The sequence below is a fragment of the Oceanobacillus sp. J11TS1 genome (genome assembly GCF_018333215.1).
In the GTDB taxonomy this organism is placed as follows: Bacteria; Bacillota; Bacilli; order Bacillales; family Amphibacillaceae; genus Oceanobacillus.
In genome coordinates this window covers 1-11,865 of record NZ_BORO01000047.1, presented here as the reverse complement: position 1 = coordinate 11,865, position 11,865 = coordinate 1, and the positions used below count along the sequence as shown (strand labels likewise).

10 protein-coding genes and 1 pseudogene are annotated in these 11,865 nt (G+C 39.2%); 6 read left to right on the top strand and 5 right to left on the bottom strand.

Annotation, left to right across the window (positions count from 1 at the left end):
* Positions 1-142 precede the first annotated feature (142 nt).
* The 3 genes and pseudogenes from KI343_RS19370 to KI343_RS19360 all read right to left on the bottom strand — a co-directional run bounded on the left by KI343_RS19370 (position 143) and on the right by KI343_RS19360 (position 3,709).
* Positions 143-2,033, bottom strand: a pseudogene (locus tag KI343_RS19370) (PTS fructose transporter subunit IIABC).
* Between the two features lie 14 nt (positions 2,034-2,047).
* Positions 2,048-2,962, bottom strand: a complete 915-nt coding sequence (pfkB, locus tag KI343_RS19365; protein WP_212928054.1) for a 1-phosphofructokinase — start codon at positions 2,960-2,962, stop codon at positions 2,048-2,050.
* Entirely contained in the window at positions 2,963-3,709 is a 747-nt protein-coding gene (locus KI343_RS19360) for a DeoR/GlpR family DNA-binding transcription regulator (RefSeq protein WP_212928053.1), read from the bottom strand.
* Between the two features lie 218 nt (positions 3,710-3,927).
* Here KI343_RS19360 and KI343_RS19355 point away from each other — a divergent pair, with 218 nt between their 5' ends.
* Entirely contained in the window at positions 3,928-4,956 is a 1,029-nt protein-coding gene (locus KI343_RS19355; protein WP_212928052.1) for a PTS sugar transporter subunit IIC, read from the top strand.
* Between the two features lie 283 nt (positions 4,957-5,239).
* On the opposite strand, the gene KI343_RS19350 is transcribed toward KI343_RS19355, so the two are convergent.
* The gene (locus KI343_RS19350; protein ID WP_212928051.1) at positions 5,240-7,153 is read right to left on the bottom strand and encodes a vWA domain-containing protein; all 1,914 of its coding nucleotides are present in this window, start codon (positions 7,151-7,153) and stop codon (positions 5,240-5,242) included.
* 19 nt (positions 7,154-7,172) lie between these two features.
* Positions 7,173-8,042: an AAA family ATPase gene (locus KI343_RS19345; RefSeq protein ID WP_212928050.1), complete on the bottom strand. Its 870-nt coding sequence runs from the start codon at positions 8,040-8,042 to the stop codon at positions 7,173-7,175.
* 204 nt (positions 8,043-8,246) lie between these two features.
* Between KI343_RS19345 and KI343_RS19340 the strand changes: the two genes are divergently transcribed.
* The 5 genes from KI343_RS19340 to KI343_RS19320 all read left to right on the top strand — a co-directional run bounded on the left by KI343_RS19340 (position 8,247) and on the right by KI343_RS19320 (position 11,584).
* Positions 8,247-9,200 (top strand): D-2-hydroxyacid dehydrogenase, encoded by a 954-nt coding sequence (locus tag KI343_RS19340; protein WP_212928049.1) that lies wholly within the window; start codon positions 8,247-8,249, stop codon positions 9,198-9,200.
* 45 nt (positions 9,201-9,245) lie between these two features.
* Complete coding sequence (locus KI343_RS19335) at positions 9,246-9,776, top strand: thermonuclease family protein (protein WP_212928048.1); 531 nt, start codon at positions 9,246-9,248, stop codon at positions 9,774-9,776.
* 295 nt (positions 9,777-10,071) lie between these two features.
* Positions 10,072-10,359, top strand: coding sequence for a GNAT family N-acetyltransferase (locus KI343_RS19330; protein ID WP_212928047.1), 288 nt, complete (start codon positions 10,072-10,074; stop codon positions 10,357-10,359).
* A complete protein-coding gene (locus KI343_RS19325; RefSeq protein ID WP_212928046.1) occupies positions 10,360-10,590 on the top strand; it encodes an excisionase family DNA-binding protein in 231 nt (76 codons plus the stop codon).
* Positions 10,591-10,672: 82 nt separating this feature from the next.
* Positions 10,673-11,584 carry an RluA family pseudouridine synthase gene (locus KI343_RS19320; protein WP_212928045.1) on the top strand — a complete coding sequence of 304 codons (912 nt, stop codon included), beginning with the start codon at positions 10,673-10,675 and terminating at the stop codon, positions 11,582-11,584.
* The last annotated feature ends 281 nt before the right edge of the window (positions 11,585-11,865 follow it).

Genomic DNA, 11,865 nt, shown 5'->3' with positions numbered 1-11,865 from the left:
ACTTTATCAGAAGGTATCCTTTTTTTGTACATTTATTTTATTTTTTAATCAAATTAAAAAAGTGACTTCCTACTTATCTTTGTAGAAAGTCACTTTTCTGTTTTTACTGGGTTTTGTCCCAGCCTCAATAGTTTCGAAATTTTTATTCTGTCTTGGTGACTGGTTTCTTCCATAAGCCAAGAATAATACTCGCAATAACAGCACCAATGATCAATGAAAGTAAGAAAAATATTGGTGCATCACCAAGTGGGACAACAAATATCCCGCCATGTGGTGCTGGAATGGTACTATGAAAGAACTGTGTCAATCCTCCCGCGATGGCTGCTCCGATAACAGATGAGGTGATAACGCGTAATGGATCTGCTGCTGCAAATGGAATGGCTCCCTCTGTAACAAAGGAGAGTCCCATTATATAATTGGCTGTTCCAGATTTACGCTCCTCATCAGTAAATCTATTTTTAAAGAATGTTGTAGCAAGCGCAATAGCCAATGGAGGAACCATCCCGCCGACCATAACAGCTGCCATAAATGCTCCGTCTCCAGTATCGGTGAAAATACCGATAGAGAACGCATATGCTGCTTTATTAAATGGTCCACCCATATCGATAGCCAAGAAGAATACCTAGTAAAACAATATTTCCTGTACCAAGTCCTTCTAAGAAATTTAAAATAAAGTTGTTTACTGTTGCAAAGACTGGACCTATTGCAAAATACATTGCCGCTCCAGTTACGAGCAGACCGATTACTGGAAATAATAAAATAGGTTTGATACTTGCTAAGGATTGTGGCATTTTTCTTAATAGATGTTTGATTAATACCATAATATAACCTGCAGCAAAACCGCCGATAAGACCGCCGATAAAACCAGCATTACTGTCTACTGCCATCATACCAGCTACCACACCAGGCATTAAACCAGGTCTGTCACCGATGCTCATGGCAATATAACCAGCAAGAATTGGGATTAAGAAGCTAAATGCTGTATCCCCAATGGTATTAAAGAAAAGGAAAAGCTGTGAATCATCTCCTACTACACTTTCAAACAGGAAGGAGATAGCCATTAAAATACCGCCGCCAATAACAAATGGAAGCATATGAGAAATCCCGTTCATTAAATCTTTATAAATCTTACCCCAAGTAGATTGTTTTTCGTATTGTCCATCATCTTCAGAACCTTGAGAACTTCCCCCAGTTGCATGGTAAACAGGCGCATCTTGGTTCACTGCTTTTGTAATCAGTTCTTCCGCTTTTTTAATACCGTCTGCTACTGGCCGTTCGATAAGATGTTTTCCATCAAAACGTTCCATCTCTACTTTTTTGCCAGCAGCTACGATAACGCCGGAAGCTCGTTCAATTTCTGCTGCTGTTAAACGATGCTTTGTACCGTCCGAACCATTTGTTTCAACGCGGATGTCTACATCCATTTCTTTTGCTTTTTTCTTCAAAGCATCCTCTGCCATATAGGTATGTGCAATCCCAGTAGGGCATGCTGTAACTGCTACGACAAATGGCTTTTCGTTTGTGGTAGCTTCCTCCGTACTTTCTTCCGTTTCCTCTGTCTCATCCGAAGTTTCATCTTCTTGTGTCGCTTCGATAAACAGCGCTTGTACTTCATCAGGAGTAGCAGCTTCTTTTAATTTATTTACAAAGTCTGGCTCCATTAAAAGTCGAGAGAGAGCTGCTAATGTTTGCAAATGGGTGTCATTTCCGCCTTCAGGAACAGCAATCATAAAGAAGAGGTGAGCAGGCTGTCCATCTAAGGAATCGTAATCTACACCTGCTTTACTTTTTGCAAAAAGTACAGTAGGCTCTTTGACTGCTGCTGTTTTTGCATGCGGCATCGCAATACCGTCACCTAAACCGGTAGATGACTGTTCTTCACGCGCTATAATTGCTTCTTTAAAAGACTCTTGGTTAGAAACGATACCATGCTTATAGAGATTTGCAATCATTTCATCAATTGCAGCTTCTTTGGATGTTGCTTGAAGGTCTAAAAGCATAACATCTTTCTTTAATAAATCTGTAACCTGCATGTTTGTCATCCTTTCTATTTAATAATTTCTACTTGTACGTAAGGTAATAGATTTTCAATTTCTTCGGTAGTGGCAAGATCCTCTGCAAAAGCGGTTGCGCTGCCGGAAGCCACAGATGTTTTGAAAGATTTTACAGGATCTTTTGTTTTTAAGTAGGAACTGATAAATCCTGCCACCATCGAGTCACCAGCACCAACGGAATTAATTAGTCTACCCTTAGGGGCCGCGGCTTTATACGTTCCTTGTTCAGCTATAAGCAAAGCGCCGTCTCCACCCATGGAGATGATAACGTGTTTGGCTCCTTTTTCTAAAAGCTTTTTCCCGTAAGAAATGACCTCTTGATCGGTTTCCAGTTTCACATCAAATAATGCTTCAAGCTCATGGATATTTGGTTTAATCAACAATGGTTTATAGCTTAAAGACGCTTCCAGTGCTGCTCCAGTGGTATCAATCGCAAATTCGGCTCCTTGACGTGTTACTTGCTGAATTAGTTGTTCATAAAAGTCATTGGCTAAAGAAGGCGGTTTACTTCCGGATAAAATAACTGTATCCCCTTTTTTAATATCTTCTAATTGTTTAAGAAACAGGTTCACTTCTTTATCTGATAAAGCAGGACCGCGGCCGTTAATTTCTGTTTCCTGATCGGATTTAAGTTTAATATTGATGCGTGTATCTTCTTTAATATTGACAAAGTTTGTCCGAACATCTAATTGATTTAGTGCATCTTCAATGAATTTACCTGTAAAGCCTCCAATAAATCCAAGAGCAACGGAATCTGTTGATAAAGCTTTTAAAATTCGTGATACATTAATTCCTTTTCCTCCAGGCAGCTTATAGTCATTATTCATGTAACTAAGCCCGCCTAATTCAATTTGATCTACAGGAACAATATAATCAATCGATGGGTTTAAGGTTATTGTATAAATCATCTAATCCACCTCCAAAATAGTTGTGTGCCTTAAATAGGGCTGATGTATATTTGATACTTTATTTGTAATAAACGACACATCGGAAATATCACATATTTTCGCAAAGCTGACCTTATTCCATTTGCTGTCATCTGCAAGTAAGTAAGTGTCGGCAGCTTGTTCGATTGCTAATTGTTTCATGGATGCTTCCTCAGGATCTGGTGTTGTACAGCCGTATGTCATATCAATACTGTCTATACCGAGAAAGGCTTTTGTAAATTGATAATTCTTTAAAAAACGTTGACTAGGTGCGCCTACCATCGCTTTCGTAGAATGTTTTAACTTACCGCCTACGAGGTAGGACTCGATATGTCTATCTGCCAGCATAGAAGCATGTGCAATACCATTTGTAACAACGGTAATGGACAAATCAGAAAGGAATGGAATCATCTCTAGCGTTGTTGTGCCGGCATCTAGATAAATGACATCATTCTTTTCTAAAAGAGATGCGGCAAATTTTCCTATATTCTTTTTTTGCTGACTGTTTTTGACCGTTTTTTCCTGATATGTTAGTTCCGTTCCAAATGTAGCGTTTAATTTTGCTCCACCATGAATGCGGAGCAGCAGTCCTTTACTTTCTAGTTGAGCAAGGTCTCTACGTATTGTAGACTCAGAACAACCAAGGCTCTCGATTAAATCAACAGATTTAATTACACCGCTTTCAATTAGGCGCTGTAATATATATTGATGACGTTCATCTGTTAGCATATCTTCACCTCTTAATTTGATACTAGCATTAAATCCAATCGAAAACAACCAAAATCGTTCATTTTCTGGCATATAGACAAATGTTCAGAAGAAAATAATTATTGACGCGAATGAGAAAAAGGTTTATTATAAATGACACTTTCTTTTTAGAATGGAATAACATTTCCCACTTTATTGAAAGAAAAGGCATGGGAGTAAGGGTTTAGGAGGATCGGAAAGTGAAAGAGACAACTAGAAAATACATCATTGATCGAATGTACAAAGCATCACAGGGTTTAGCTAATGCCGTATTAGTGACGCTTGGTATCGGATTATTAATTGAAACAATCGGAACATTTACAGGGTGGGAAGGTTTTCTATTAATAGGTAATGCTGCTCAGCTTATGCTTGCTCCGGCAATTGGTGCTGGAATAGCGTATCAGCTTGGCGGTAACACGTTAGTTATTTTTGGTGCGATGGCATCGAGTACGATCGGTGCGAATGCATTATCCGTTACTGCGGATGGAGCATGGACATTGGCTACAGGACAGCCAATCAGTGCAGTGCTTGCAGCAGTTATCGCTACTTGGGTCGGAAAACGCGTCACAGGAAAAACATCATTGGACATGCTGGCAATTCCCTTCTGTTCTATTTTTGTGGGTGGCGTGTCGGGAGTAGGACTTGCATTTGTAACGACACCATTGCTTGAAAAAATTAGTCAGATAATTGCCAATTCCACTGTTGGGTCACCTTTTATTTCAGCAGTTGTTATTTCTTTGGTGTGGAGTATCTTTTTAATGTCGCCAGCATCTTCCGCAGCGATTGCTATTGCATTACAGCTTGATCCAGTTTCAAGTGCAGCAGCACTTATCGGCTGTACAGCACAGTTTGCAGGATTTACAGCAATGTCTATCAAACAAAATAATTTAGGTGCAAATATTGCACAGTCCTTTTTAACGCCAAAGGTGCAGGTCCCAAATATCGTTAAAAATCCACGGATAGTAATTGGACCTTTTCTGTCATCTATAATATGTGCACCAATCGCTATTTTATTATTTAAATTTGAAGTGCCATATGAACTGGCTGGTTTAGGATTAAACTCATTTATTGCACCTTTAAATATATTAGCAAATCAAGGAATCGGCGTATTAATGATGTATATTGTTGTCGGTGTTATTACTCCAGCAATCATTTCGGTAATAACTTATCAAGCATTACGAATGAAAGGCTGGGCAAAAACAGGCGACTTGCATATGGAAGTTCAATAAAAAAGGCAGCAATCTAATTGCTGCCTTTTTTATTGAAAGTATAAAAGTTTTGCAAATGGTTTCGGTGGGGCGAGTAATCGCAACTATGTTGTCAGGTTAATGCACGCTACGGAAAAACACTACGCTAGCTAGGTTTCACTTCTATCCATATTGCGTTTAATATGTAATGATTTTTATCAACCTGACAACATTGGTAATCACAACCCTAGAACGGGCGCTTTGCGCTTTTGGTTCGTTAGCGGTTTGAGTTAACTCCATTTCAAATCGCTATCTGAACCTTTGCTTAGATTGCCTTCAATAATAATCGTTTTAGCAGGGGAGTGAAGTGTTCTGGCAAGGCGCTCACATCTGGAACCATAACGCGCTCTTTCCCGTAAATATTTTGCATCATCGTATCATCATTCTCTTCAATTTGCCCGTTTGCGAGAAACATACCAACTACATCAATTTGGTGCTTGCGAGCGTTAGATACTGCTTGATACGTATCTACAATGCCATTTTGATCGTAGCCGGACGCAGCGGGCTGTCCATCTGAAAAGATAAGTAAGAATTTGTTCTTTTCATTTCGGCTGATTAACCTTTTCGTAACATGACGAATACTGAAGCCATCGCGATTATCTTCTTGCGCTTCCAGCTGCATGATTTTGGCCCCTTTTTCGTGGTATAAAGAATCTTCGAGTGTCTGTATATACTGCAAATAGTTCGGTTGATAATCTTGTTTTACTTCATTTGCGTCTTCCCAGAAACCAATAATTTCATGAGGGATGCGCAATTCTTTCAAGACCTCATGAAAGAGGGTTACACCACGTTTCGTTTCCTCCATCTTATTTTCCATGGAAGCAGAGCAATCAATTAATAGCGTAAAAACAGCATCAAATTCTTTTGATTCTTGTTCCTTTTTATAAAAAACGCGGGGAGAGTCCTCTAAAAAGATAGGAAGCAGCTTTTTAGAAAGTCTGCCAAACAATAAATCCGTTCTGGGTGCGTTTTGTTTATGCTCCAAGGTTAATTGAATGGTCTTGGCAAGTTTTCTTTTATAAGGATCAATTTCTTCCACGAATTGGCGATATTGTATTTCTTCCTCTTCTGTCGGCGTTTCAGCGTATTTCGAAAACATTTGAGCATGTTCATTTTCTTTACCGAAGCTCGATTCACTACTGTCTTCTCTCGTATTTTCTTCTTTTGTTAAAGCTTCTTTATCTGAGTAATCATTTTGTTTGCTTTGACCGGAAGCACCCTGAATCGCAGCAACAGCCTGGTCGCCGTCTTCTGTTTCGCGTGCGCCGCCTCCAAGCATAGAGGTTTTTGTTCCTTGCTCTAATTCAAATTGCAGGAAGTTTTGTTTGCGCTCATCATTTTTATTTTCGCGATGCCATGTAGAGAAGGTTTCATCAAAGTATTCATTCTCTTCATTTGTCTCTTCCTGTTCATCCTCATTGACAAGTGGATCCGTACGCGTCAGTTCGTCAAACAGTGTATTTTTCTCATATGTTTCGACGTGCCCGATTGGGAGTATAAAATATTCATGGATGGAATCCGTATAGCCTGCTCTTTGCATTTTTTGAACAATTTGTTCGGTTAAAGCAACAGTGTCCCTTGTATGTTTTGCTTCAAAAACGCTGTAAAGATGGGCCTTCAGAGTATCCAGCATGTCCAGCTGCTCTCTTTCGACACGTGGAAAGCTCGGGTCTGGCTGGTTAGCAAAAAGTAATAAATATATCATACAAAAAACCTCATCGGTAACATAACTACGTGTCACGTTAGCCTGCAATTGCGTTGTGAAATAATGATGAAAATATTTTTGCCGGTAATGAAAGTTTCGCTTTGTACCAGGACGTTGTCTGCGAATCGTATCCTCTAGGCGAATATCTTCCAATAAAGTCAGCACTTGTATGGCGAATTTAGGAAGAGAAGATTCTCTGATATCCTCTTTAAAACGTTGCATGGTTTGTACATCTGTTAAATGTAAAGTGCCCAACGTCCGCAAAATAACATCGGATTTGGCACCAGCCTCTTTCATTTCTGGCGTTAGACGGTCCCAAAATCGGCTTACAGTCACTTTATTTTCTACTAAATCAATAAAGGAGCCAAAGCTAGACTCGAATTGCAGCTGTTCATTGTTTGCCAAGACAGTAGTCAGATCCTGCAATTGCATGAATAAATGGGTATCTACTTTGGTCTGGTGGAATCGATACATATAAACATTGCTCCTTTACTTAAAATAGGGTATCCGCCAGGTTCTCAACAAATGCTTTCTCGCGGTCTTCATCTAGCTTATCCACAATGCTGCGCAAAACAGCACGCTTCGGCGGAAGATAAGTAGAAAGGTCACAAGCATCTAATAATGCACGGATGGAAGCAGCATCCTCTGACAGTTTTCCTTGACGCACTGCCGTGATTAAATCATTGGACAGGGTAACAAAATGTCCGATTAGCTGCTTATCCTTTAGATTGGTTGAATCCGTAATTAATTGCTCAAGCTGATCGCCTTGGATATATGGAACATCGATGACAATAAAGCGATTTTTAAGTGCTTCGTTTAATGGAACTGTACCAATATAACCTTCATTAATCGCTGCAATGACACCGAATCCCTCTGCAGCCGTGACGATTTCATTCGTGAACGGATTGGTAATTGTCCGACGATAATCTAACACACCATTAATCAGTGGTAACGTCTCCGGCTTTGCCATATTGATCTCATCAATATAAAGGAAAGTTCCTTGTTTCATCGCATTTGTTACGGGACCAGAGATAAACTCAATGGTTTGCTTTCCTTCTTCATAGGCAAGCGTTTTGAAGCCCATTAGGCTTTCTGCATCTAAATCCACGGAACAATTGACGCTGTACATAGGACGCTCGAATAGGGAAGAAAGTGTTTCTGCAAATTTTGTTTTTCCTGCTCCGGTTGGTCCTTTTAATAGGATATTTTTACCCATACTTAATGCAACAATCGCATCAATTAATAATTCTTCGTTTGGAGGTAGGTAGCCCCCTGAACGAATCAGTTCTTGGTTTGTTGTTACTTGTTTTTTATTTTGTTCCAGCAGCTGTTGAACTGCTTCCGGTAATTGGTTTGCATTCATGGTTGGTTCTCCTTTCGAAATCAGCTGTAGTGATTCCGTTCCTACTTTATATTTAAATAAGCTACGTTCACATTGTATTACTAGTTTCACGAAAATACAAAGAATGCGCAGTCATTGCGATATGTCGAAGCAATTGCTAAGATGAACATAATAAAATATAAGAATAGGTGCCAGCTTTTGTAATGGTGTCGGATAGGAGGAACGATGGCGAAAAGAACAATGGCAATTCATTTAAACCTAGAGGAAAAATACGTAAAAGAAATTCAAAAGGTTGCTGGAGATTGGGATATTCAAGTAGGAAAAGAGCTTTCAGATGATATTCTCAAAAAAGCAGAAATTCTTGTTAATTGGCGAAAGGATAAAGAGAATACGTATTTAGAAAGCGATCAGCTGAAATGGGTGCAGACCTGGAGTGCAGGCGTTGATTCTTTAAACTTAAGCCAAATAGCAGAGAAACAAATTAAACTGACAAGTGCTAATGGCGTACATGCCTATCCCATTTCAGAAACGATCTTCGCTTATATTCTTGGCTTTACTAGATTGATTCATACTTACGTTAGACAGCAGCAGGAAAAGACTTGGCATCATGCCCATCTTCGTGGAGAAATTCATGGGAAAACCATTGGTGTTCTTGGCGTAGGTGAAATAGGAAAAGAAACGGCGAAAATTGCGAAAACCTTTGGAATGAAAGTTCTCGGTGTTCGTCATTCTGGTAAAGACACAGCGTATGTGGATGAAATGTATCAAACCGATCAGCTGGATGAGGTGCTTTCTCAAAGTGATTTTGTTGTAGTTACTTTACCATTAACAGAGAATACCCGCCATCTAATCGGTAAAGAACAATTTAAACAGATGAAAAACGATGCTTTCTTCGTCAATATCGGACGCGGCCCAATTGTGGACGAAAAGGCACTCATAGAAGCGCTAGAGAAAAATGAAATTGCCGGTGCTGGATTGGATGTATTTGAAAATGAACCATTAGAACAGTCTAGCCCGCTCTGGGAAATGGAAAACGTGATTCTTACACCACATACTGCAGGAGCAACAGAGTTCTACAATCAGCGTGTAATAGAGGATATATTCATTCCTAATTTAAAAAGTTATTTAAACGGAGAAACACCATCGATTAATTTATATCAACATGATCTTGGTTATTAATTTGTCGGGTGAATGATATTTAGAGAGAAAAGGTTGTAGGGAAACATGAAACGAATATGTATGATGCTTGCACTGCTGTTTGTTTTAACAGGGTGCGGGCTGCTTGAATTTTGGGGAGAAAGCAATCCAGCAGAGGGGAGAGAGTTCGTTACCATCGAACGGGTTGTGGATGGTGATACAGTTATTGTACACCTTGAAGATGGGACGAGAGAGCGTGTTCGTTTACTGTTAATTGATACCCCGGAAAGTGTGAAGCCTAATACGGAAGTCCAGCCTTTTGGTGAGGAGGCAAGTGACTTTGCCAAAAAGCTGATGCCTGAAGGAGAAAAGGTAGAATTAGAAAGAGGTACCCCTGACAGAGATGACTATGATCGAATGCTTGCATATATTTGGGTTGATGGGGAAAACGTCAATCAAATGTTAGTGGAAGAAGGATATGCAAGAGTTGCTTTTGTTTATGAACCAAATACGAAATACTTGGATGAGTTAGAAGAAGCTCAAGAAGAAGCAAAGGAAGATGGAGAAAATATCTGGTCGATTCCTGGTTACGTGGAAAGTCGATTTAAGGATTACTAGAAAAAGGGTTTTGCCGATGTACCATTTTAATATAATACGCCACCTTGGGATTTTATAAAAAAGTGCTTTAATAAGGTGAATTGGTTTGCTTCGTACCTTAATGTTCATTTGGAAGATAAGGTAATGGATGGAAACGAAAAAGGACCAATTCATCTGGAAGCAGGGCTAAAAGAAGTATTAGGTAAACTAAAAATATTTCGTCCTATTATATGAAACGCTTACATAAATAATATCTTGAGACAAGAAACTTGAAAGAGTATAATGTAAGATAATGTTGAATTTTAGGAGGGCTAAAATGGCTACAATTCATAAAGGAGAGACTAAATTTTATGTTGGAGAGGACATTCGAGACCCAGAAGCAGAAATAACTTTTGTTCAATCAGGATCGAATCGTTTGGTTATTGATCACACGTATGTCGCAAAAGAACTCCGAAGTCAAGGAATAGCTCAACAGCTGCTGGAACATGTGGTTCAATATGCAAGAGAAAATGATAAATATGTTATCCCTTTATGTCCGTTTGCAAAAAAACAAATGCAGAAAAATGAAGCGTATCATGACGTCCTTCAAAAGCAATATATTTAAATGTATTTAACAATAAAGGAGACAGCGGCATATTTAGCATTAGATGAATCTATTGTGCGTGCTTATGTTTTACAAGGAAAGATACGCGCGATTTATGACGGGGAAAACTATTTAATTAATAAACAGCAATTTACGACCTATTTCGAACAAGTTGAAAAGTATAGGAAGTTAATCCAGGCGTACCTGGACGAACCAATTCCAGAAGATATAGATGTGAAGGATGAGGATTGATTTTTAATTCCTTATACTGAATAGATAGATAATTTGCAGAAATAGACATTTCAATACAGCAGAAGATTAAAGGAGTTATTAAATGAAAAACAAAAAGCGTCCTCGATCGAAAAAGACCGCCCCTTATCTGACTTATGAAGTTACGGAGTCAATGGAGCTGTTTCCTTTTCTTAGAGAAGTCATGGGAAACCGCAGTCGTAATTCGGTAAAGTCCATTTTAACAAGAGGTCAGGTTTCTGTGAACGATCGTATACAAACACAGCATAACTATATGCTGGAAAAGGGACAAGTTGTTAAAGTTTTAAAGAATAAAGAGGCTGTAAAACAAGAAGTCTTTATTGGGATGTCGATTATTTATGAAGATGACGATATCATTGTAATTGATAAGGAAGCGGGACTTCTATCTATCGCTACAAAGGAAGAAAGACGTCAAACAGCCTTTCACCAGTTAATGGATTATGTGAAACAAGAGGATCCAACCAATCGTATCTTTGTTGTACATCGTTTAGATAAAGAAACATCTGGTGTCATGCTTTTTGCGAAAAGTGAGAAGGTAAAACGTCAACTCCAAGATAATTGGAAAGATATCATTAAGGAAAGAACCTATGTAGCTTTGGTTGAAGGAAAGGTTCAAAAAGAAAAGGGCTATATTGTCTCTTGGTTAAAAGAAAGTGCAACACATCAGATGTATTCTAGCCGTATAAAAAATGATGGGCAGCGTGCTGCTACGCGCTATCGTGTCATCCAATCCAATCAAGATTTTTCTTTACTTGAAGTAGAGTTAGAAACTGGAAGAAAGAACCAGATTCGTGTCCACATGAAGGAACTCGGTCATCCAGTAGTGGGCGACAAGAAATATGGCGGAGGTCATCGCCGTTTGATTGGTCGGCTAGGCTTACATGCAAAAGCATTAGCATTTTATCATCCAAGAACAAATAAACTCATGTTTTTCCGTTCAGACGTTCCACAATCCTTTTATCATAAATCGAAATAATAAAAAAGCCATTATCCTTCGAGTACCAGGATAATGGCTTTTTTAAAAGCTGAACGAATCAGAGCCAGTTCGAATTAGAGTCGCTCGGAAATCGAGGAAAGCGCTCCAATCTATGTCGAACGCGCTCCAAAAAAGAGTCAAGCGCTCCACCCGAGGTACTGTCAATAAGTATGTGTAAATCCCCAGGTAGTGCGCCGGTTTTACATGGAGTGGTGGGCATGGTAGCCTTCGTGGTAAGGTCAACACTTTTTTTCATAGTTGGGGCTTGGCCTATGAACCAT